Source organism: Actinomadura sp. WMMA1423 (genome assembly GCF_006547145.1).
Classification (GTDB): Bacteria; Actinomycetota; Actinomycetes; order Streptosporangiales; family Streptosporangiaceae; genus Spirillospora.
The window spans coordinates 166411-187272 of the sequence record NZ_CP041244.1 but is presented as its reverse complement, the minus strand read 5'-3'; the positions used below and the strand labels follow the sequence as shown (position 1 = coordinate 187272).

The window sequence follows — 20862 nt, the reverse complement described above, 5'->3', positions numbered from 1 at the left end:
GGTCAGCCGACCTGGAGTTCGAGGACGCGGGCGCCGGAGTGGTGCAGCTCGGCCTCGAACACGCCCGGGGTGTCGGCGGTGAACCGCAGGACGGCGGTCCGTCCGGGGGCGAGCTCCAGTTCGCGGTCGTAGCCGTGCAGGTGGAACTCGTCGGCGGTGTCGCCGGTGACGGTGATCTCGACCGCCGCGCCGCGCGGCACCTTCACGCGGCGGTGCGCGGTGTGCGCCTTCCCGCCGGTCACGGTGACGGCGATCCGGACGGCGGACGGCCCGGACGCGCCCGGTGCGGGCCCGGACGCGCTCGGTCCCGCTCCGGAGGGGGCGGAGGTCCGGGCGCTCGGCGAGGCCTCGGGCGCGGGCTCCCCGCACCCGGCCGCCGCCGTCAGTACCGCCGCCAGCACCGTCGTGACCGCCGTCGTGACCGCTCCCGTTCGTGCCCGCCGCATGGCTCCCCTTCCGTCCCGGTGTCGCACACCACAGATTGTGACACTAGACAATGACACATTGGAAAGTGACATACTCCGGGCAGGGGGTCGTCCCGGCGGAAGCGGGTCGTCCCGGTTCCTGCGGCGAGGGAGCAGTGGTGTTGGAGCACGTGACGGGCACGGGCGCGCGGATCGGCGGCGCCGGCGCGGGGATCGCGGCGCGGCTGGCCGCCGGGGCGCCCGCCAGGCCGGCGGGCGGCGCGGCGCTGGACCAGATCCTCATCGCCTCGGGCGCCGCAGGCGTCCTGACGGCGGCGCTGCTGGTGCTCGGGTGGGGGCACCGCAGCGGCCGCGTCACGGTGCTGGCGCGCGCGGCGGACGTGGCGGCGCGGGGCCCGGGCCGCGGCACCCCCGGGTGGGCGGCGCTGCCGATCCCGGTGGCGATGGTGTCGCTGATGGTCGCGCTCCTCGGGATGTACTGGGACATCTCCCTGCACATCTCGCACGGCCGGGACGAGGGGCCGCTGGCCAACATCGCCCACTACCCCATCCTGATCGGACTGTTCGGGATCTTCACCTCCGGCGTGCTGGCCGTGGTGCTGCCCAAGGGCGAGCGCCCCGGCGCGGCATCGGTGCGGATCACCCGGGACTGGCACGCCCCGGTGGGCGGGGTGCTGCTGGCGGGCGCCGGCTTCTACGCGCTGCTGGGGTTCCCCCTCGACGACGTGTGGCACCGCATCTTCGGGCAGGACGTGACGCTGTGGGGGCCGACGCACCTGATGCTGATCGGCGGCGCGGGGCTGTCGCTGGTGGCGATGATGGTGCTGGAGCGGGAGGGCCGCCGGGCCTGCGGGGCCGCCGGGCAGCCGCCGGGGTGGCTGCGCTACGCGCGGCGCTGCATGCACGGGGGCGGGCTGCTGATCGGGCTGTCGGTGTTCCAGGCCGAGTACGACTTCGGGGTGCCGCAGTTCCGGCTCGTCCACCAGCCGCTGCTGATCGCGCTGGCGGCGGGCTGCGCGCTGGTGGCGGCGCGGCTGTGGGCGGGGCGCGGCGGCGCGGTGTTCGCCGTCGTGTTCTACATGGCGGTGCGCGGCGGGGTGTCGCTCCTGGTCGGCGGGGTGATCGGGGAGCTGTGGGCGGCGGTGCCGCTGTACTTCGCCGAGGCGGTGTGCGTGGAGGTCGCGGCGCTGGTGCTGGCGCGGCGGCCGCTGGCGCTGGGCGCGGTGTCGGGCGTGCTGATCGGCACGGCCGGGTTCGGCGCCGAGTACGCCTACGGGCAGGTCGCGTTCCGGCTGCCGTGGACGCCCGACATCCTCGCCGAGGGCATGGTGATGGCCGTGGCCGGCGGCGTCGCGGGCGGGGTGTGCGGGGCGCTGCTGGCCGAGGGGCTGCGAGGGCGGATGCCGCGCCCGGCGGTGGCGCGGGGGGTGTTCGCGGCGGCGCTCGTGGCGGTGGCGGCGGCGGTGGCCAACGGCCTGGTGTTCACGGTCCCGCAGGGCCGCACGGCCACGGTCACCCTCACCGATGTGCGCGGCGACGCGGCGCACCGCACCGCCGAGGCCCGCGTGGAGTTCTCCCCCGCGGACACCGTGGACGGCCCGGCGTGGGTGACGGTGACGGGCTGGCAGGGGCAGGGCCTGCACGTCGACCGCCTGGTGCGGGTGCGCGAGGGCGTCTACCGGACGACGGCGCCGATGCCGCTGCACGGCGACTGGAAGACGCTGGTCCGCGTCCACGACGGGCGGGCGCTGGCGGGCGTCCCGGTCTACCTGCCCGACGACCCGGCGATCGGGGCGAAGGAGCTGGCGGCCCCGCCGCGCTTCACCCGGGACCTGCGGGGCGAGCGGACGATCCTGCAGCGGGAGCTGAAGACCGACGTGCCGGGCTGGCTGTGGGCGGCGTGCTCGGCGGTGGTGCTGCTGTGCACGCTGGCGCTGGTGCTGTCGCTGGGCTGGGGCGTCGCGCGGATCGCGCGGCGGCTGCCGGACCGCCCGGCGCCCGCGGGGGCGGGCCGGGACGGGGCACGCCATGAGGTGGGCACGGAGGAGGACGCCGAGGAGAGCGCGGAGGCGGGCGCGTGACGGTGGCGGCAGGGGTGCTGGCGTCCCATCCGATCATCACGGCGGTGCCGTTCTTCGTGCCGACGTTCGTGGTGGTCGCGGTGATCGTCTTCGTGGTGTGGCGGGACCGGCGCCGCGGCGACGACCCGCCGGACGACCCGCCGGACGGGCGGCCCGCCGACATGCCCGCCGACCGGCCGGACGGGCCGCCGCGGGACGGCGGGGCCGGCGCCCCGTAGACTCTGCGATCATGAGCGCCCGGCCCTCCCCCGCCCCGTACCTGTCGGAGCTGTTCTCGCTGGAGGGCAGGGTCGCGGTGGTGACGGGCGGCACTTCGGGGATCGGCCGGGCGATCGCGGAGGCGCTCGCGCGGGCCGGGGCGTCGGTGGTGGTCGTGGCGCGGCGGGAGGCCGAGCTGGCGGCGACCGTCGCCGATCTGCGGGGGCACGGCTGCCGGGCCGCGTCGGTGAGCGCCGACCTGGGGTCGCGGGAGGCGGTCGCGCGGGCCGCGCAGGCGGCGGTGGAGCCGTTCGGCGAGCCCGACATCCTGGTGAACGCGGCGGGGGTGAACCTGCGGCCGCCGATGGACGAGCTCGGCGCGGAGGTGTGGGACACCACGATGGCGGTGAACCTGGACGCGCCGTTCCTGCTCGGGCAGCGGTTCGGGCCGGGGATGGCCGCGCGCGGCTTCGGGCGGCTGATCCACATCGCCTCGCAGCAGGCGTTCCGGGCGTCGGTGACCAGCGGCGCCTACGGGGTGTCCAAGGCGGGGCTGGTGGCGCTGGCCAGGTCGCAGGCCGAGGCGTGGTCGAGCCGCGGCGTGACCGCCAACACCCTGGTGCCGGGTTTCGTGATGACGCCGCTCAACGCGCGCCTGTCGTCGGACCCGGTGAAGGTGCGGGCGCTCGCCGAGCGGACGATGGTGGGCCGCAACGGGCTGGCGGAGGACTTCGCGGGCGCGGCGGTGTTCCTGGCCTCGTCGTCCGCCGCCTACGTCACCGGGCAGTCGGTCTTCGTGGACGGCGGGTTCTCCGCCCACTAGGCGGCGGGGCGCCGGTGCCCGCGGGGTCCCGGTCCTGCTCGTTCCAGACGGGTTCGGCGCTCTCCTGGACGCGGCCGTCGGCGCGGAAGAGCAGGTAGCGGTCGAAGTCGGCGGCGAACCAGCGGTCGTGGGTGACGGCGAGCACGGTGCCGGCGTAGGCGTCCAGGGCGTCCTGGAGTGCCTGGGCGCTGGCCAGGTCGAGGTTGTCGGTGGGTTCGTCCAGGAGCAGCAGCGTGCAGCCGGACAGCTCTAGCAGCAGGATCTGCAGGCGGGCCTGCTGCCCGCCTGACAGGGTGTCGAACGGCCGGCGCCCGGCGGGGGCGAGTTCGTAGCGGGCCAGGGCGCGCATCGCGTCGTTGAGGGTGCACGCGTGCCCGGTGGTGATGATCTCGGCGGGGGTGCGTCCGCGCAGGTCGGGGCGGGCGTGGGTCTGGACGAAGTGGCCGGGGACGACGCGGGCGCCGAGCCGGGCCGCTCCCTGGTGGGGGACGTCGGGGTCGGGCAGGCCGGCGAGCAGCCGCAGGAACCGCGACTTGCCGGAGCCGTTGGCGCCGAGCACCGCGACGCGCTCGCCGTAGCGGACCTCCAGGTCGAAGGGCCTGGTCAGGCCGGTCAGTTCCAGGTCCTCGCAGACGACGGCGCGCTTGCCGGTCCGGCCGCCGCGCAGCCGCATGCGGACGCGCTGCTCGGGCGGGGCGCTGAGTGGCGGCCCGGCCTGCTCGAAGCGGGCCAGGCGGGTGCGCGCCGCCTGGTAGGAGGAGGCCACGGCGTCGTTGTTCGCCGATCGCTGCCGGAGGGTGTGCACGAGGTTCCGCAGGCGGGCGTGCTCCTCGTCCCAGCGGCGGCGGCGCTCGTCGAGGCGGGCGGACCGGTCGCGCCGCGCGGCGGCGTAGGTGGCGAACCCGCCTCCGTGGACCCAGGCGGTGCGGGCCTCGACGGTGACGATGCGGTCGGCGGCGCGCGACAGCAGCCACCGGTCGTGGGAGACCAGCAGGACGGTCTTGGCGGTGGCCGCCAGCCGCTGCTCCAGCCACTCCTTGGCCGGGACGTCGAGGTAGTTGTCCGGCTCGTCCAGGAGCAGGACCCGGTCCGGGCCGCGCAGCAGCGCCTCCAGCATGAGCCGTTTCTGCTCGCCGCCCGACAGGGTCGCGGCCCTGCGGTCGCGGACCCGGTCGTAGGGCAGGCCGAGCGCGGCGGTGGTGCAGGCGTCCCAGACGACCTCGATGTCGTATCCGCCCGCGTCGGTGTAGTCGTTGATCGCCTCGGCGTAGGCGAGCTGGCCGGCCTCGTCGTGCCCCAGCGCCTCCTCGGCCGCCGCCAGGGCCCGCGCGGCGTCGCGGACGCGGCCGGGGGCCACCGACAGCAGCAGTTCGGCGACGGTGCGGTCGCCGGGGACGAACTGCCGCATCACTCCGAGGCCGCCGGAGTGGGCGGCGGTGCCCGAGGACGGCGCGATCTCGCCCGCGATGAGGCGCAGCAGGGTGGTCTTGCCCGCGCCGTTCGGGCCGACGAGCGCCGCCTTGGCGCCCTCGCCCACCCGGAAGGAGACCCCGTCGAGCAGGGGCCGCCCGTCCGGCAGGAGGTAGGTCAGGTCGCTCACCTCGATGTGGCCCATCCGAACCCTTCTAGAACGTTGTACCGGTACCGGATCATTGGTCTAGTCGTAGCACAACGTACTAGAGTGGCGGCATGGCATCGAGTGAGGCGGAGCGCATCTGGTTCCGGGAGGCCAGGCCCCGGCGCGAGGGGCCCCCGTTGAGCCGGGAGCGGATCGTGGCCGAGGCGGTGTCCCTGCTGGACGAGGAGGGCATCGGCCGGTTGACGATGCGGCGCCTGGCCGAGCGGCTGGGCACCGGCTCCACGACCCTGTACTGGCATGTGCGGACCAAGGACGACGTGCTCGACCTGGCGCTGGACACCGTGTTCGGGCAGGCCCGGCTCCCGGGCGCCCCGTCCGGCGACTGGCGCGCCGATGTCGCCGCGCTTGCCGGGGAGTGGCGCGCGGCGCTGCTGCGCCACCCGTGGGCGGCGGCGCTGCTGGGCCGCCCGCTGATGGGCCCGAACGTGCTGGAGCGCACCGAGTTCCTGCACGCGGCCCTGGTCGGGGCCGGGCTGGCGGGCGCGGAGCTGACCGCGGCCGCCTACGGCCTGGCCAACTACGTCATCGGGTCGTCGATGATGCAGGCCGCGTGGCAGGGGCGCGACGAGGCGGCCGTCCGGCGGGCCGCCGACGAGCATCTGGCGGAGCGGCGCGACCGGTACCCGGTCCTGGCCGAGCACGGCCACGTCAGCGGCAACGACTGGGACGCCACCTTCGCCCACGGTCTGGAGTACCTGCTCGACGGCATCGCCGCCCGGCTGCCCCGCGCCGCGCCGGACCTCTGACCGCTCAGCCCCCTCCCCCGGGCGCGGGGCCGCGGGGCCGGTGCCACAGGCCGGTCGCGTCGACGGCGGCGGCCGGGTCCTGGGCGTGCACGACGCCGCCGACGGGCCGCCCGTCCTCGTCGAGGACGCGCCATCCGCCGAGCTGGACGACGGGGACGCGGCCGGCGCGCATGGCCAGGGCGATCTCCGAGAGCGTCCCGCAGGACCCGCCGACGGCGATGACGGCGTCGGCGGCGTTGACGATGACGTTGTTGCGGGCCTGGCCGAGGCCGGTGGGGACGATGACGGTGAGGTCGCGTCCGGCGGCGGCGCGGTCGGCGGCGGGCAGGATCCCGACCACGGCGCCCCCGGCGGTGCGGGCGCCCGCGGCCGCGGCGGCCATCACGCCGCCGTGCCCGCCGCACACGACCACGGCGCCGCGTCCGGCGAGGATCCGGCCGGTCTCGTAGGCGTGGTCCCACTGGCGTTCGGTGCATTCGCCCGGCCCGCACACCGCGACCTGGAGCGCCACGGCGCGCCTACCCGGCGCCGTGCCGGGCGGCGATCCGGTCGATCGCCGCGGCGAGGTCGAAGTCCTTGCCGGTGAGGCCGCCGGCGCTGTGGGTGGTCAGGGCGAAGGCCAGGGTGCGCCAGCGGATGTCGATGTCGGGGTGGTGGTCGGCGTCCTCGGCGGCGCGGGCGACGTCGGCGACGATCTCGATCCCCGCCATGAAGGAGGGCGCCTGGACGCGCCTGCGGATGAGGTCGCCGTCGCGGCTCCAGGCGGGCAGGCCGCGCAGGCGGTCGGCGACGCCGGCGGCGTCGAGCGTGTCGGCCATCGGGTGTCTCCCTGGTCGCTGGTTCCGTTCGCTCCTGTCCCTTCCCGCCGGGGGCGCCGGGTCACCCCGCGCCCGGGGTCAGGTCGTACAGGACGGTGCCGCCGACCGTGGTGGCGGTGTAGTTCGCGGCGACCCACGCGCTGATCCGCTGTGCGGCGTCGCTGCCGGTGCTCGCCGCGGGGCCCGCGCCGCGTCCCTGCCCGCCTGCCTGCCCGCCTGCCTGCCCGCCTGCACGGCCTCGGTCGCCGCCGATGAAGTAGTGGATCCTGCCCTGCCGGGCGAGGCGCTGGAACTCGGCGAGGGTGGGGGCGGGGTCGGTGCCGTTGAACCCGCCGACGGCCATCACGGGCCTGCCGGCGGCGAGCTGGTATCCGGCGGCGGTGTTGGATCCGACGGCGGCCGCGGCCCAGGTGTAGGAGGCGGCGCCGGCCCTGAGGGCGGCGGTCGCGGCGGCGTCCGGGGTCGCGGCGTTCAGGACGCCGCCCGGTCCCCCGCCGGGCCCCGCGGCCCGCGGTCCTCCGCCGCCCCAGGGGCCCGCGGGCATGCGCGCCGCCGTCCCCGGCCCTTGGGGCGGGGGGCCGCCGGGGCCCGCGATCCGGCCGCCGGGCCCGGGGCGCCCGGGGCGTCCGCCGGGGCCGCCTCGTCCGGGCCCGAACCCGGCGGAGGTGGCGGGTCCGGCGGTGACGATGGCGCCGCCGTGCGGGGTGCGGGCGGTCTCGGCGGCGTAGGCGGCGGGCCCGGCGAGGCAGGCCAGGACCGCCAGGGCCGCGGCGCCTGCGAGGACGGGGCCGCGCAGCACCCGCGCGGCCGCGAGGCCGGCGGCGGCGAGCAGGCCCGCGCCGGCGACGGCGGGCGCGAGCCAGGGCTGCCAGTCGGGGGACCGGTCGAGCAGCACGTAGGCCCACAGGGAGGTGGCGGCGACGGTCGCCGCCAGGACCGCGGCGGCCTCGGGGGTGCGGCGGCGCTCCCACAGCAGCGCGGCGCCCATGCCGGTGAGCGCGGCGATCGCGGGGGCGAGCGCGACGGTGTAGTACTCGTGGAAGATGCCCTGCATCCAGCTGAAGACGGCGGCGGTGAGCAGGAGCCATCCGCCCCACAGCCCCAGGGCCGCGCGGGCGGGGTCGGTGCGGGGCGCGCGGCGCGTGGCCCACAGCCCTGCGGCGAGCAGGGCGAGCGCGGTGGGCAGCAGCCAGGAGATCTGGCCGCCGACGACGGGCCCGAACATGCGGCCCCATCCGGCGTCCTGGTTGAGGTTGCCGAGGCCTCCGGTCTCCTCGCCGTTGAGGCGTCCGAGGCCGTTGTAGCCGAGCGCCAGTTCCAGGACCGAGTCGTGCTGCGATCCGCCGATGTAGGGGCGGGCGGAGGCGGGCACGAGCGCCACGGCCGCGACCCACCATCCGGCCGAGGCCGCCAGCGCTCCCCCGGCGGCGGCCAGCTGCCACAGCCGCCGCCGCAGAGGCGTGGGCGCGGCGAGCAGGTAGACCAGGGCGAACACCGGGACGACCAGGAACGCCTGGAGCATCTTGGCGAGGAACCCGGTCCCGACGCAGGCCGCGGCGAGCAGCAGCCAGCGGGTGCTCGCGGTCTCCTGGGCGCGCAGCGCGGCGTAGGCGCCGGCGGTCAGCAGCAGCACCAGCAGCGCGTCGGGGTTGTTGAACCGGAACATCAGCGCGGCCACCGGCGTCAGCGCGAGCGCGGCGCCGGCGAGCAGCGCCGCCCAGGCGGGGAAGCGGCGCCGGACGGCCGCGTGCAGGGTCGCGACGGTCGCCACGCCCATGAGCGCCTGCGGGACGAGGATGCTCCAGGCGTTGACGCCGAAGGCGCGGGCGGCCAGGGCCATGGGCCACAGCGCGGCGGGCGGCTTGTCGACGGTGATGGCGCCCGCCGCGTCGGAGGACCCGAAGAAGAACGCCTTCCAGCTGGTCGCGCCGGCCTGGACGGCGGCGGAGTAGTAGGCGTTGGCCCATCCGGACGCGCCGAGCCCCCAGATGTACAGGAGGCTGGTGGCGGCGAGGAGGGCCAGCAGCGCGGACCGGGCCCAGGCGGGGTCGGCGTCGGGGCCGCGCAGCAGCCGCCGGAGGGGGCCGCCCCGCCCCCGCGGGGTGCGGGGCGCGGGCGGGGCGGCCGGGATCGTGGAGGTCATGCGGGTGCTCCCTGGTCAGCCGAGCTTGTAGAGCCGGGCGCCGGTGGTGCCGGACGGCGAGTCCGTCGAGGTGCCCGAGGCGGATCCGGTGGCGGTGCCGCCGTAGGCGGCGGGGTCGACGGGGGCCGCGTTCTTCTGGACCCAGTCGGTGACGGCGGTGTCGCCGCCGCCGGGCCCCATGCGGCCGCCGAGCAGGATGTAGCGGAGCTTGCCGTCCTTGGCGTACTGCTGGAGCTTGGCGACGGTCATGGCGGGGTCGCTGCCGGTGAAGCCGCCCATGGCGATGGCGGGGCGGCCGGTCCGCAGGATGATCGAGGAGGCCTCCTGGGCGCTGGAGACGGCGACGAGCCAGGTGGCGCCGCCCTGGTTCTTCTCCAGGTAGGCGAGCATCCGGGTGTCGACGCCTCCGCCTGGCCCTCCTCCGGGCCCGCCGCGCGCGCCGGATCCGCCGGGGCGCTGCCCGCGCCCGTCGGGCCGGCCGTCCGGGGCCTGCCCGTTCTGGCCGCCGTCCTGCCAGGGGGGCCGCTGCCCGCCGGGGGCCTGCCCGCCGGGCATGGCGGGCGGTGCGCCGCGCCCGCCGCCGGGGAAGCCGCCGGGGCCGCCGAAGCCGCCGCCGGACGAGGGCCCGGCCAGGGGGTTGGTGCCGTTGGAGGCGGTGGAGGCGGCCGAGGCGGCGTAGGCGCCGGGGCCGGCCAGGCCCGCGATGGCGGCGAGGGCCAGTCCGGCGGCGGTGGCGCGCGTCCCGGCGCGGCCGGCGAACCGCCCGGCGGTCAGGGCGACGACGGCCAGGAGCGTGGCGGCGGCGACGGCCCACCGCAGCCACGGGTGCCAGGACGGTGTGCGGTCCAGCAGCACGAACGCCCAGGCTCCGGTGGCGGCGACGCCCGCGGGCAGCGCCCACGCCCAGGCCCGCGACTCGCGGTGGGCGCGGGTCAGCAGGACGGCCCCGGCGCCGGTGAGCGCGGCGATCGCGGGTGCAATCGCGGTGGAGTAGTAGGGGTGGAAGGTGCCCTGCGCGAAGCTGAACACCAGGTAGTGGACGGCGAGCCATCCGCCCCACAGCAGCAGGGCGGCGCGCGCGGGGTCGGTGCGGGGTCGGCGCCGCAGCAGGACGAGCCCGGCGCCCAGGGCGAGGACGGCGAACGGGATGAGCCAGGAGATCTGGCCGCCGAGGATGTCGTTGAACAGCCGCCCGGCGCCGGACTGGCCGCCGAACCCGCCGCCGCCCCCGGGGCCGCCGCCGCGCCCGCCGGGGCCGCCGCCCTGGCCGAGGACGCGGCCGAGGCCGTTGTAGCCGATGACCAGGTCCCAGGCGGTGCCGTCGGTGCTTCCGCCGATGTAGGGGCGGGACCGGGCGGGGATGGCGTCCACCAGCAGGACCCACCACAGGGACGACACGGCGAGGACGCCGCCGGCGGCGAGCAGGTGCCGCACGCGGCGCGCCGGGCCGGGCCGCGCGGCGACCAGGTAGGCCAGGCCGAGGGCGGGGACGACGAGGAACGCCTGGAGCATCTTGGTGTTGAAGCCGCAGCCGACGAGGAGCGCCGCGAGCAGCAGGGGCCGCAGCCGGCCGGTGTCGACGGCGCGCTGGCAGGCCCAGGCGGCGGCGACCAGGAACAGCACCAGGAGGGTGTCGGGGTTGTTGTCGCGGTTGATCGCGACGGTGATCGGGGTGAGGGCCAGGACGGCGGCGGCGGTGAGCGCGGCGCCGTGCCCGAAGGCGCGGCGGACCGCCGCGTACAGCACGGCCACGGCGGCGACGCCCTCGACGACCTGCGGGAGCAGCAGGCTGAAGGTCCCGAATCCGAGGACGCGGGCCGACAGCCCCATGACCCACAGGGCCATGGGCGGCTTGTCGACGGTGATGAAGGACCCGGCGTCCAGGGCGCCGAAGAAGAACGCCTTCCAGCTCTGGGTGCCGCTCCTGACGGCGGCGGAGTAGTAGGCGTTGGCGTCGCCGGCGGCCGACAGCCCCCACGCGTACAGGGCGGCGGCGGCGATGAGGACGCCCCACAGCGCGGGCCGCGCCCAGGCGGGGTCGCCGGGCGGGCCGAGCAGGAGGCGGCGGGCGCGGCCGCGGGCCGCGGCGGGGCGCCCGGTGGCGGGCGGCGGGGTGAGGGTGGAGGTCATGCCGGGGTCCCTCCGGTGTTGTCGGCGGCGGGCGGCGCCGGCGCGGTCGCCGGCGCGGTCGCGGGCCGGGCGGGGGGTGCGCCGAGGCGGCGGGGGTGGAAGATCCAGGCGCGCATCAGCAGGAACCGCACGAGGGTGGCGACGGCGTTGGCGGCGACGACGGCGGCGACCTCGACGCCGCGTCCGGCGCCGGGCGCGGCGGCGTGCAGCAGGGCCAGGCCGCCGGTGCTGAGGGCCAGGCCGAGCAGGAACGCGGCGCCGCCCTCGAGCTGCTGGCGCAGGGCGCGTCCGGGGCCGGTGACGCCGAAGGTGAAGCGGCGGTTGGCGGCGGTGTTGCCGACGGTGGTGGCCACCAGCGACAGCGCGTTGGCCCACAGCGGCCCCATGACCAGGCGCAGCAGGACGAACAGGATGAGCTGGGCGATGGTGCTGACGGCGCCGATGACGGCGAACACCGGGAGCTGGCGCGCCATGCCTTCGGGCAGCGCCGCGGCGGCGGGGCCGGGGCGGCCGCCGACCGGGGCGCGGAACGCGCCGGTGAGCATGCGCCGCGCGACGCGGGCCATGCCGCGCAGGTCGTCGCGGGCGGTGCGCAGGACGTCGACGCGGCTGTCGGGGTCGTCGACCCAGTCGACGGGGACCTCGTGGATGCGCAGCCCGTTGCGTTCGGCGAGCAGCAGCAGCTCGGTGTCGAAGAACCACTCCTCGTCCTCGACGGAGGGGAGCAGCGCCTGGACGACCTCGGTGCGGGCGGCCTTGAAGCCGCACTGGGCGTCGGTGAAGCGGGCGGCGAGGGCGGTGCGCAGCAGCAGGTTGTAGCAGCGGGAGATGATCTCGCGGCGGGGGCCGCGGACGACGGCGGAGCCGCGGGTCAGGCGCGAGCCGATGGCGAGGTCGCTGTGCCCGGAGATGAGCGGGGCGACCAGCGGCAGGAACGCGTCCAGGTCGGTGGACAGGTCGACGTCCATGTAGGCGACGACGTCGGCGTCGCTGCTCCCCCACACCTGGCGCAGCGCCCGGCCGCGGCCCTTGCGGTCCAGGTGCACGGCCCGCACGCGGGGGTGCCGGGCGGCCAGGCCGCGGGCGATGGGCCAGGTGGCGTCGGTGCTGGCGTTGTCGGCGACGGTGATGCGGAAGGGGTAGGGGAGGCTTTCGGCGAGGTAGTCGTGCAGGCGCTCCACGCTGGCGGCCAGGACGCGCTCCTCGTTGTGGACGGGGACGACCACCTCGACGAGCCGTTCCCGCCCGCCGCGGTCGGGCGGGGTCGGGGGCGGCGCGGCGGGCGTGCCCGGTTCGGTGGTGAGGTGACTCATGGGACCGAGGTTCGGGGCCGGGTGTGGGAGGGCGGTGAGCCGTGCCTTAACGCTCCATGAGAAGCGCGCCGGGCCCGGGGCGCGGGGGTCGTTCAGTCGCCGGGTGCGGGGGTGCCGGGCAGGTGGAGGCGGGCGAGGGTGCCGCCGCCGGGGGCGGGTTCGAGGGCGACGCTCCCGCCGCATTCGGCGACGACGCGCGCGACGATGGACAGGCCGAGCCCGGAGCCGGGCAGGCTGCGGGCCGACGGGGACCGCCAGAACCGCTCGAACACGTGCGGGAGGTCGGCGGCGGGGATGCCGGGTCCGTGGTCGCGGACGGTGAGCTCGCCGCGGTCGAGGCGGACGGCGACGGTGCCGCCGGGCGGGCTGAACTTCACGGCGTTGTCGAGGAGGTTGACGATGGCGCGTTCCAGGGAGGCGGGGTCGCCGTGGACGTGCCAGGGCCGGGTGTCGCTGGTGATGGTGAGGCCGGGGCCGCGCAGGCGGGCGCGTTCGACGGCGCGGTCGACGACCTCGTGCAGCGCGACGGTCTCGCGGACGGGTGCGGTGTCGGCGGGCCGGGCCAGTTCGAGCAGGTCGCCGACGAGGCTGGTCAGTTCCCGCAGCTGCGCCCTGACCGAGACGAGCAGGTTGCGGCGGGTCTCGGGAGGCAGGTCGCGGCCGGTGGCCTGGGAGCGCAGCAGCAGGTCGATGTTGGTGCGCAGGCTGGTGAGGGGGGTGCGCAGTTCGTGGCCGGCGTCGGCGATGAGCTGCTGCTGGCGCTCGCGGGAGGCGGCCAGGGCGGCGGTCATGGTGTTGAAGGAGCGGCTGAGGCGGGCGATCTCGTCGGTGCCCTCCTCGGGGATGCGGGTGTCCAGGTCCTCGGTGCGGGCGATGTGCTCGACGGCGCCGGTCAGCTCGTCCACGGGGCGCAGCGACGCGCGGGCGATCGCCAGGCCGGCGGCGGCCGACACCACGACGCCGAGGGCGGTGACGGCGGTGAGCATCAGCGCGAGGTTGTCCAGGGGGCCCTGGACCTCGTCGAGGGAGATGGCATAGGACACGGCGGCGGGGGTGCCGTCCCGCAGCCGGAACGAGCGGGTGAGGACGCGGACGTCGTCCTCGGTCCCGGAGGCGGTGACGCCGGTGCCGTCGTGGTAGGCGTGGCCGCTCTCGCCGCGGGCGATCCGCGCGTCCTGCGCGGTGACCTGCAGCGCGCCGGCGCCGGGGACGGTGCAGCGGCGCCCGTCGGCGCGGACCAGCTGCATGATCTCGTAGGGGCCGGGCGGCGGGTTCTGTTGTGCGCCGGTGCCGGTGGGCTCGGACGAGCACGCGGCGAGCAGGGCCTCGGCCTGGCGCGGGAGGCGGGGCACGCGGGGGCCCTGGCCGGGCGGTCCGGGGCGGTAGCCGTCGGGGGCGGCGGGCGGGCCGCCGGACACCGCGCCGAGGCGGCGGTCCAGTTCCCGGTAGAGCTGGTTGCGGGTGAGGAGCCAGCCGGCGCTGGCGCAGGCGGCGACGGCGAGCGCGACGGCCGCGGCGGTGAGCAGCGCCATGCGGGCCCGCAGGGTGAGCCGCCGCGTGAGGCGCCGGGCGACGGGGGCGCGGGTGCTCACGGGGACGCCGCCGCGCGCAGCACGTAGCCGACGCCGCGGACGGTGTGCACCAGCCGCGGCAGGCCGCCCCGCTCGGTCTTGCGCCGCAGGTACATCACGTACACGTCCAGGGAGTTGGACGCGGGTTCGAAGTCGAATCCCCAGACGGTCTCCAGGATCTGCTCGCGGGTGAGGACCTGGCGGGGGTGGGCGAGGAACATCTCCAGCAGCATGTACTCGGTGCGGGTCAGCTCCAGGGGGCGCCCGGCGCGGGTGACCTCGCGGGTGCGGGTGTCCATGCGCAGGTCGTCGAAGGCCAGGACGTCGCCGGGGGCGGCGGCGCCGGGCGCGTTCATGGCGGCGCGGCGCAGCAGGGCGCGGACGCGGGCGAGCAGCTCGTCGAGCTCGAACGGCTTGGCGAGGTAGTCGTCGGCGCCGGCGTCCAGCCCGGTGACGCGGTCGCCGACCATGTCGCGGGCGGTGAGCATGAGGACCGGCATGGTGGCGCCGAGGGCCCGCAGCCGCCGGCAGGTGGTCAGGCCGTCCATGCGCGGCATGAGGACGTCCAGGACGACCAGGTCGGGGCTGTCGCGCTCGACGCGGTCGAGGGCGGCGACGCCGTCGGCGGCGCCGGTGACCCGGTAGCCCTCGAACTCCAGGCTGCTGGACAGCGACTCGCGGACGGCGGGCTCGTCGTCGACGACGAGGATCCGCGGGGGCCGTGTCTCCTGCGCGCCGGGTTCCATGTACTCACGGTAAACACCGCCGGTGGGAGGCCCGGCCGCCGGCGGCCGTTTCTCATGGTTCTTTCAGGATCTTCTGAGCGGCGGTTCAGCGTGCGCGGTCCGGAGGCGTGTCGGCGTCGGCGGTGGCGTCGGCCCAGACGTCCCCGGCTGTGCGGGTCTCTACCGTGCGGGTCTCTACCGTGCGGGTCTCGACGGTGGTGGTCTCGACGGTGGCGTCGATGACGACGGTCTTCGGGGCGCGGCCCGCCGGGGCGGGCCGGGTGGCAGTGGTCCAGGTGGTCTTGGCGACGTCGACGACGACGTCGCGGGACACGTCGACGATGATGCCGCGCAGGGTGTCGCGCAGCGCGAGCTTGAGGGCGTCGCGGAGCAGCTCGCGCAGGACGGCCTCGACGGCGGCGGTGGCGGCGCGGGCGGCCAGGTCGCGGGCGGTGCGGGCCAGGGCGCTGCCGGCGGCGGCGGTGAGCAGGCCGGTGGCGGTGCGGGCGGCGCCGCGCACGGCGGGGTCGCGGCCGGCGCGGGCGGCCAGGTCGGCCAGGGGCGCCAGCTCGGCGGCGACGCCGGTGGTCTGCGCGGCGCCGCGGGCGGTGTCGCGCAGCGCGGCGGCCAGGTCGCGGGCGGCCTGCTCGGCGGTCTGGCGGACGACGCGGGCGACGACGTCGCGGCCGGTGGTCAGCAGGGCGTCCACGGCGGCGTCGGCGACGGTGTCGACGGCGGCGTCCACGACGGTGCGGGTGGCGGCCTGCACGACGGGGGCGGACGCGGTGCGCCCGGCGACGTCCAGGGCGGTGGCGGTGGCGGCGCGGGCCAGGGGGCTCTGGGCGGCCAGGCGGCGCGCGGCGGCGGCCATGGGGTGGCGGGCGGCCTGCTCGGCCAGCGTCATCGCCGCGGCGGCGGCCTCGAACGCGCCAGCGGTGGCGGGGTTGGCCTCGGCGGCGGCGCGGGCCTCGGCGACGGCGCGTTCGGCGGCGGCGCGGGCGGCCCTGAGGGCGGCGTCCCGCGCGGCCTGCTCGGCGGCCCTCATGACCGGCGTCCCCGACACCTGCTCCAGGATGCGGTCGGCGGCGAGCGCGGCGGCGCCGCGGGCGGCGTCGCGGACCGGTTCGCTCGCGGTGGCGATCCGGGCGGCGGCCGGGGCCAGGCCGTCCCAGATCTCCTCCACCCGCCGTGCGGCGGCCCGGTCGGCGCGCCCGGCGCGAGCGGCCCAGTCGGCCCAGTCGGCCCGGTCGAGCCCGGCCGGCCGGCCGTCGCCGTCGTTGTTGTTCTCGTTGCCGTCGTCCACGGTCACGCCCCCTCGTCGCGATCCCGCCCTAAATCACCATAACTGCCGACGACGCCTGCCGGTTCCGGCCGGGTCCGTGGCCTGGGCGGTCAGCGGCGGCAGGACGGGCAGGGGGTGCGGGTGCGGCGGGCGTAGGCGCGGGCGGCGGCGGCCATGCCCGCGCCCCAGGCGAAGTAGGCGGGGACGGCGACCCAGAAGAACGCCTCGGGCAGGTCGAGGCCGCCCTCGGGCGGGAACGGGTTGCGGCCGTGCAGCCGCTCCCAGGACATCTGGAGCAGCATGAGCCCGAAGTAGACGACCAGCCCGCCGGAGATCGCGGCGCCGGGCCACAGCACCAGCCGGCGCGGGACGCCGCGCCGGCCCAGGCCGGGCACCCACCGCGGCCACGTCCGTCCGAAGGAGTGCACGAGGGCGAGCGGCAGCAGGCAGCCGCCGAGCACGAACCCCGCCTCGAACAGCACCGCCGACGTCCCGCCCGACAGGGGCGACTCCTCGAACCCGACGGCGGCCTGGGCGGCGATGCGGGTCAGGCACCCGGCGACGGCGAGGTAGGCGGCCGCGTAGGCGCGTGCGGGGGTGCGGGCCAGCGGGCCGGGCGCGGTCGCGGGCCGCGCGCAGGCGGCGCAGGCCGGCCCGGGCCGGGCGCGGGCGGTGTAGGCGCGGGCGGACAGGGCGGTCATGGTCCCGGCGGCGACGGCCGCGGCCCGCGACAGCGCGCCGAGCGGGTACAGGCCGAGGCCGAGGCCGGGCAGGACCGCGCCGACCACGTCCAGCAGCAGCATCGCGCCGGAGGCGACCAGGCACGCCGCCGCGGCCCAGGCCGCGGCCGCCAGCGCCGTGCGCGGCGCGCGGGCGAGCCGGTCCGCGCGCGGGTGCGCGAGGGCGGCCAGGGCGAGCGCGGCGGCCCCGCACAGCGCGGCGCCGCCCCATCCGGTGAACACGACGAGGTCGGTGCCGATGGGCGACATGTCGTGCGGCTGGTGCCCGGACGCCCAGTACGCGCGCAGGGCGCCGTAGGCGGCGACCCAGGCGAGCGCGGCGGCGGGGAGGCGGCGTCCCAGGGCGTGCGGCGAGACGCGCCGGCTCAGCGTGGTGGCCATGGCCACGATCCTGCGCGCGGCGGGACGGGCGGGGCCTCCCCACCGGGGCCGAGGCCGCTCCCCCTGGCGGGTGAGAAAAACCGTTGGCCGGGCGGGCCGGGTCCGGTAATGTCGCGGGCGGAACCGAAGGGGAGGTGAGGACGAATGGCCGTCGCCTCGGTGGCTGCTGCCCGCGGCAGCACTCAGCCCGTCCTCGTTTCCCGGGCTTCCGGCTGACCGTCCCATCACGCGCCGCGTTCGGCGCCGTCACGCCGGGGCCCCTTCACGCAAGGGTTCCGATCCGTTGTCTTCCTCTTTCACGGGGTCGTCCCCTCTGGCCGCCTACGGCTGGGACGACGCCCTGGAGCACGAGTTCACCTCTCACCGCGCGGCCGGGCTGACCCCGGCGCGCGTGGCCGCGGTCGACCGCGGCCTGTGCGACGTCGTCACCGAGAACGGCCCGGCGCGGGCCTCCACCGGAGCCGCCGTGTCCGGCGGCGGGCCGGAGCAGGCGCCGTGCACGGGCGACTGGGCGGCGCTGCGCGCCGGCGGCCCGGACGGGCGGCCGGCGGTGGCGGCGCTGCTGCCGCGCCGGACCGCGATCGTGCGGTCGTCGGCGTCGCGGGATTCACGCGGCCAGGTGCTGGCCGCCAACGTCGACACCGTCGCGGTCGCGGTGTCGCTGGCCGCCCCGCTGGACCTGGGGCGCATCGAGCGGCTGCTGGCGCTGGCCTGGGAGAGCGGGGCGCGGCCGGTGGTCGTGCTCACCAAGGCCGACCAGGTGCCCGGCACCGACGCGCAACTGGGCGAGGTCGCCGCGGCCGCGCCGGGCGTGGACGTGGTGGCGTGCAGCGCCGCCACCGGCGGCGGCGTGGACGCGGTCCGCGCCGTCCTGACCGGGACGGTGGTGCTGGTCGGGCCGTCGGGCGCGGGCAAGTCCACGCTGGGCAACGCGCTGCTGGGCGCCGACGCCCTCGCCACGGGCGCGGTCCGCGAGTCCGACGGCAAGGGCCGGCACACCACGGTGCGGCGCGAGCTGCTGCCGCTGCCGGGCGGCGGCGTCCTGATCGACACGCCGGGCCTGCGCGGCGTGGGCCTGTTCGAGGCGTCGCAGGGGCTGGAGCGCACCTTCGCCGACGTCGAGGAGCTCGCCGCGCTGTGCCGTTTCGGCGACTGCGCGCACCGGTCCGAGCCGGGCTGCGCGGTGCTGGCCGCGGTCGAGGACGGGACGCTGGCGCGCCGCCGCCTCGACAGCTACCGCAAGCTGCTGCGCGAGAACGCGTGGGCGGCCTCGCGCACCGACCGGCGGCTGCGCGCCGAGCGGGAGGGCGGCACCAAGGCGATCAGCAGATGGCAGCGGCAGTACTACAAGGAGCGGGGGCGCGGCCGATGAGCGGGGCGGCCAGGCGGGAGGCGGCGGGCGAGGCGGCCGCGGTCCGCGCGGTGGTCCTGGCGGCGTTCCCCACCGCCCACGAGGCGGACCTGGTGGACGCGCTGCGCCGCGACGCGGCGTGGATCCCGGAGCTGTCGGTGGTCGCCGAGGACGGGGACGGCGCGGTCGCCGGGTACGCGCTGGCGACGCGGTGCGCGGTCGGCGGCGCGGTCGCGCTGGCGCTGGCGCCGGTGGCGGTGCTGCCGCGGGCGCAGGGCCGCGGCCTGGGCGGCGCGGCCGTCCGGGCGGTGCTGGAGGCGGCCGCGGTCCGCGCGGCGGCCGGCGGGGAGCGGCTGGTGGTGGTGCTCGGGCACCCCGGCTACTACCCGCGGTTCGGGTTCGTGCGGGCGTCGCGGCTCGGTGTCGGGGTGCCGTTCGAGGTGCCCGACGAGGCGCTGATGGCGCTGTCGCTGGAGGGTCCGGGCCCGGTGCCGTCGGGGACGGTGCGGTACCCGGCGCCGTTCGGCTTCTGATCGGCGGGCGCGCGGTGAGGCGCTGAGAGCCCCGGTCGGCCGGGCCTTGCACGGGCACGGCCGACCGGGGTCCGCGCGATGCGCTCGGCTCGTGCGGCGCCGTCCGGTGGGGTCAGCGGCCGCGGACGCGGTAGGTCCGCACCGACAGCGGCGCGAACACCGCGAGCAGGAGCAGCGACCAGCCGATGGTGGCGGCGACGGGGTGCGCGAGGGGCCAGGCGAGGTCGCCGGAGGGCGCGCCGGGGTTGCCGAACAGCCCGCGGCAGGCGGCGGTGAGGGCGCTGACGGGGTTCCAGTCGGCGATGACGCGCAGCACGGCGGGCATGCCGGCGGTGGGGACGAAGGAGTTGGACAGCATGGTGACGGGGAACACCAGCGGGATGAGCTGGTCGGCGGTCTGCTCGTTCTTCACCACCAGGCCGAGGTAGCAGCCGGCCCAGCTGAGCGCGTACCGCATGAGCGCCAGCAGCAGGAACGCCTCGGCGGTGTGCCAGATCCCCTCGCGGGCGCGCCAGCCGACGAGCAGCCCGGCGACGGCCATGATCACCAGGCTGAGGACGCCGCTGAGGATCTCGGCGCCGGTCTGGCCGAACGGCACGGCGGAGCGGGCCATGGGCATGGAGCGGAAGCGGTCCATGACGCCGCGGGAGGCGTCGGTGGCGACGCGCAGGGTGACGGCCATCATGGAGGTGAAGGTGACCATGGCGAACAGGCCGGGCATGAGGTACTCGCGGTAGTCGCCGCCGCCGGGGACGGAGATGGCGCTGCCGAACACGTAGCCGAACAGCACGACCATGACCGCGGGGAAGATCAGCGCGGCGACGAGCTCGCCGGGCGCCTGGCGGAGGTGGCCGAGTTCGCGGCCGATGAGGGTGATGCCGTCGGTGAGGGCCCAGCGCAGCCGTCCGGCGCGGGAGGCGGGGGCGGTGAGGGCGGTCATCGGACGGTCTCCTTCGGGCGGTCCTCGGCGCCGGAGCCGGGGTCGGGGTCGTGGGGGGTGTCTCCGGTGAGGCGCAGGAACACCTCGTCGAGGGTGGGGCGGCGGAGCCCGACGTCGCCGACGGTGACGCCGGCGCGGTCGAGTTCGCGGACGACGTCGGCCAGGCGCACCGTGCCGGTGGTGAGCGGTACCGAGAGGCGCTCGCCGTCCAGGGCGGGGTGGCTGCCGGTGAGGGTGCGCAGGAGCGCGGCGGCGCGGCCGGCCATGGCGGGGTCGTCCAGGACGACGTCGAGGCGGTCGCCGATGGAGGCCTTGAGCCGGTCGGGGGTGCCGGTGGCGATGACGCGGCCGTGGTCGACGACGGCGATGTCGTCGGCGAGCCGGTCGGCCTCGTCGAGGTACTGGGTGGTGAGCAGGACGGTGGTGCCCTCGGCTACCAGGCCGCGGACGGCGTCCCAGATCTCGCCGCGGCTGCGGGGGTCCAGGCCGGTGGTGGGCTCGTCCAGGAACAGCACCTGGGGCCGCAGGATGAGGCTGGTGATCAGGTCGAGGCGGCGGCGCATGCCGCCGGAGTAGCCGGCGACCTGCCGGTCGGCGGCGGCTTCGAGCCCGAACCGCTCGAGCAGCTCGTCGGCGCGGCGGCGGGCCTCGCGGCGGGGCAGGTGGGACAGGCGGCCGAACAGGCGCAGGTTGCCGCGTCCGGTGAGCTTCTCGTCGACGGCGGCGTACTGGCCGGCCAGGCCGATGCGGGCGCGGACCCGGTCGGGTTCGCGGGCGACGTCGTGGCCGGCGACGCGGGCGTGCCCGGAGTCGGCGTCGGCGAGGGTGGCCAGGATCCGCACGGCGGTGGTCTTGCCCGCGCCGTTGGGGCCGAGGACCCCGCAGACCGTGCCGGCGGGGACGGCCAGGTCCAGGCCGTCCAGGGCCCGGGTGTCGCCGAAGCGCTTGCGCAGCCCCTCGGCGACGACGATCGGTTCGTCGGTCACGATCCCCTCCTCTGGGTACGGTGTACGCAGCTACGGT

Annotated in this window: 19 protein-coding genes; 6 read left to right on the top strand and 13 right to left on the bottom strand. The window is 77.3% G+C overall.

Annotated features, from left to right (window positions below; all coding sequences use genetic code 11):
• Window positions 1–2 precede the first annotated feature (2 nt).
• Window positions 3–446: a hypothetical protein gene (locus FKD65_RS00900; protein ID WP_141575275.1), complete on the bottom strand. Its 444-nt coding sequence runs from the start codon at window positions 444–446 to the stop codon at window positions 3–5.
• Between the two features lie 137 nt (window positions 447–583).
• Between FKD65_RS00900 and FKD65_RS00895 the strand changes: the two genes are divergently transcribed.
• From FKD65_RS00895 to FKD65_RS00885, 3 genes are read left to right on the top strand one after another with little or no spacing between them, the layout of a single operon-like run.
• Complete coding sequence (locus FKD65_RS00895; protein ID WP_205718497.1) at window positions 584–2506, top strand: hypothetical protein; 1923 nt, start codon at window positions 584–586, stop codon at window positions 2504–2506.
• The gene (locus FKD65_RS00890) at window positions 2503–2724 is read left to right on the top strand and encodes a hypothetical protein (protein ID WP_141575273.1); all 222 of its coding nucleotides are present in this window, start codon (window positions 2503–2505) and stop codon (window positions 2722–2724) included. The genes FKD65_RS00895 and FKD65_RS00890 overlap by 4 nt, the downstream gene beginning before the upstream one ends.
• Before the next feature lie 11 nt (window positions 2725–2735).
• A complete protein-coding gene (locus tag FKD65_RS00885; protein ID WP_141575271.1) occupies window positions 2736–3527 on the top strand; it encodes an SDR family NAD(P)-dependent oxidoreductase in 792 nt (263 codons plus the stop codon).
• Here the strand turns inward: FKD65_RS00885 and FKD65_RS00880 are convergent.
• Window positions 3481–5142: an ABC-F family ATP-binding cassette domain-containing protein gene (locus FKD65_RS00880; protein WP_141575269.1), complete on the bottom strand. Its 1662-nt coding sequence runs from the start codon at window positions 5140–5142 to the stop codon at window positions 3481–3483. The genes FKD65_RS00885 and FKD65_RS00880 overlap by 47 nt on opposite strands.
• A gap of 74 nt (window positions 5143–5216) precedes the next feature.
• On the opposite strand from FKD65_RS00880, the gene FKD65_RS00875 reads away from it, so the two are divergent.
• Complete coding sequence (locus tag FKD65_RS00875; protein ID WP_141575266.1) at window positions 5217–5912, top strand: TetR/AcrR family transcriptional regulator; 696 nt, start codon at window positions 5217–5219, stop codon at window positions 5910–5912.
• A gap of 4 nt (window positions 5913–5916) precedes the next feature.
• Here the strand turns inward: FKD65_RS00875 and FKD65_RS00870 are convergent, their stop codons facing one another.
• The 9 genes from FKD65_RS00870 to FKD65_RS00830 form a co-directional block, all read right to left on the bottom strand.
• Window positions 5917–6423 carry a TIGR00725 family protein gene (locus tag FKD65_RS00870; protein ID WP_141575264.1) on the bottom strand — a complete coding sequence of 169 codons (507 nt, stop codon included), beginning with the start codon at window positions 6421–6423 and terminating at the stop codon, window positions 5917–5919.
• 7 nt (window positions 6424–6430) lie between these two features.
• Window positions 6431–6730, bottom strand: coding sequence for a 4a-hydroxytetrahydrobiopterin dehydratase (locus FKD65_RS00865; RefSeq protein WP_141575261.1), 300 nt, complete (start codon window positions 6728–6730; stop codon window positions 6431–6433).
• 61 nt (window positions 6731–6791) lie between these two features.
• Window positions 6792–8873: a glycosyltransferase family 39 protein gene (locus FKD65_RS46130; protein WP_141575258.1), complete on the bottom strand. Its 2082-nt coding sequence runs from the start codon at window positions 8871–8873 to the stop codon at window positions 6792–6794.
• A 15-nt stretch (window positions 8874–8888) separates the two neighbouring features.
• The gene (locus tag FKD65_RS46125) at window positions 8889–11003 is read right to left on the bottom strand and encodes a glycosyltransferase family 39 protein (RefSeq protein WP_141575255.1); all 2115 of its coding nucleotides are present in this window, start codon (window positions 11001–11003) and stop codon (window positions 8889–8891) included.
• Window positions 11000–12316: a bifunctional glycosyltransferase family 2/GtrA family protein gene (locus tag FKD65_RS00850; RefSeq protein WP_141575252.1), complete on the bottom strand. Its 1317-nt coding sequence runs from the start codon at window positions 12314–12316 to the stop codon at window positions 11000–11002. The genes FKD65_RS46125 and FKD65_RS00850 overlap by 4 nt, the downstream gene beginning before the upstream one ends.
• 92 nt (window positions 12317–12408) lie before the next feature.
• Window positions 12409–13908 carry a HAMP domain-containing sensor histidine kinase gene (locus tag FKD65_RS00845; RefSeq protein WP_240809917.1) on the bottom strand — a complete coding sequence of 500 codons (1500 nt, stop codon included), beginning with the start codon at window positions 13906–13908 and terminating at the stop codon, window positions 12409–12411.
• A complete protein-coding gene (locus FKD65_RS00840) occupies window positions 13905–14633 on the bottom strand; it encodes a response regulator transcription factor (protein ID WP_141575250.1) in 729 nt (242 codons plus the stop codon). The genes FKD65_RS00845 and FKD65_RS00840 overlap by 4 nt, the downstream gene beginning before the upstream one ends.
• Window positions 14634–14718: 85 nt before the next feature.
• A complete protein-coding gene (locus FKD65_RS00835; protein ID WP_141575248.1) occupies window positions 14719–15921 on the bottom strand; it encodes a hypothetical protein in 1203 nt (400 codons plus the stop codon).
• An 83-nt stretch (window positions 15922–16004) separates the two neighbouring features.
• Complete coding sequence (locus tag FKD65_RS00830) at window positions 16005–17015, bottom strand: hypothetical protein (protein ID WP_141575246.1); 1011 nt, start codon at window positions 17013–17015, stop codon at window positions 16005–16007.
• 283 nt (window positions 17016–17298) lie between these two features.
• On the opposite strand from FKD65_RS00830, the gene rsgA reads away from it, so the two are divergent.
• Both rsgA and FKD65_RS00820 read left to right on the top strand, forming a co-directional pair.
• Complete coding sequence (gene rsgA, locus FKD65_RS00825) at window positions 17299–18387, top strand: ribosome small subunit-dependent GTPase A (RefSeq protein WP_141575244.1); 1089 nt, start codon at window positions 17299–17301, stop codon at window positions 18385–18387.
• Entirely contained in the window at window positions 18384–18899 is a 516-nt protein-coding gene (locus FKD65_RS00820) for a GNAT family N-acetyltransferase (protein ID WP_205718496.1), read from the top strand. Before rsgA ends, FKD65_RS00820 begins: the two co-directional genes overlap by 4 nt.
• A 112-nt stretch (window positions 18900–19011) precedes the next feature.
• Here the strand turns inward: FKD65_RS00820 and FKD65_RS00815 are convergent, their stop codons facing one another.
• Both FKD65_RS00815 and FKD65_RS00810 read right to left on the bottom strand, forming a co-directional pair.
• On the bottom strand, window positions 19012–19839 hold the full coding sequence (locus FKD65_RS00815) for an ABC transporter permease (RefSeq protein ID WP_141575239.1): 828 nt from the start codon (window positions 19837–19839) through the stop codon (window positions 19012–19014).
• Window positions 19836–20825 (bottom strand): ATP-binding cassette domain-containing protein, encoded by a 990-nt coding sequence (locus FKD65_RS00810; protein ID WP_141575237.1) that lies wholly within the window; start codon window positions 20823–20825, stop codon window positions 19836–19838. The genes FKD65_RS00815 and FKD65_RS00810 overlap by 4 nt, the downstream gene beginning before the upstream one ends.
• Window positions 20826–20862 lie beyond the last annotated feature (37 nt).

What these genes read in the sequence shown, in the direction of transcription:
- FKD65_RS00900 (WP_141575275.1), bottom strand. Translation starts at nt 446, where the DNA reads ATGCGGCGGGCACGAACGGGAGCGGTCACGACGGCGGTCACGACGGTG.
- FKD65_RS00885 (WP_141575271.1), top strand. Translation starts at nt 2,736, where the DNA reads ATGAGCGCCCGGCCCTCCCCCGCCCCGTACCTGTCGGAGCTGTTCTCG.
- FKD65_RS00880 (WP_141575269.1), bottom strand. Translation starts at nt 5,142, where the DNA reads ATGGGCCACATCGAGGTGAGCGACCTGACCTACCTCCTGCCGGACGGG.
- FKD65_RS00875 (WP_141575266.1), top strand. Translation starts at nt 5,217, where the DNA reads ATGGCATCGAGTGAGGCGGAGCGCATCTGGTTCCGGGAGGCCAGGCCC.
- FKD65_RS00865 (WP_141575261.1), bottom strand. Translation starts at nt 6,730, where the DNA reads ATGGCCGACACGCTCGACGCCGCCGGCGTCGCCGACCGCCTGCGCGGC.
- FKD65_RS46130 (WP_141575258.1), bottom strand. Translation starts at nt 8,873, where the DNA reads ATGACCTCCACGATCCCGGCCGCCCCGCCCGCGCCCCGCACCCCGCGG.
- FKD65_RS46125 (WP_141575255.1), bottom strand. Translation starts at nt 11,003, where the DNA reads ATGACCTCCACCCTCACCCCGCCGCCCGCCACCGGGCGCCCCGCCGCG.
- FKD65_RS00850 (WP_141575252.1), bottom strand. Translation starts at nt 12,316, where the DNA reads ATGAGTCACCTCACCACCGAACCGGGCACGCCCGCCGCGCCGCCCCCG.
- FKD65_RS00840 (WP_141575250.1), bottom strand. Translation starts at nt 14,633, where the DNA reads ATGGAACCCGGCGCGCAGGAGACACGGCCCCCGCGGATCCTCGTCGTC.
- FKD65_RS00830 (WP_141575246.1), bottom strand. Translation starts at nt 17,015, where the DNA reads ATGGCCACCACGCTGAGCCGGCGCGTCTCGCCGCACGCCCTGGGACGC.
- FKD65_RS00820 (WP_205718496.1), top strand. Translation starts at nt 18,384, where the DNA reads ATGAGCGGGGCGGCCAGGCGGGAGGCGGCGGGCGAGGCGGCCGCGGTC.
- FKD65_RS00815 (WP_141575239.1), bottom strand. Translation starts at nt 19,839, where the DNA reads ATGACCGCCCTCACCGCCCCCGCCTCCCGCGCCGGACGGCTGCGCTGG.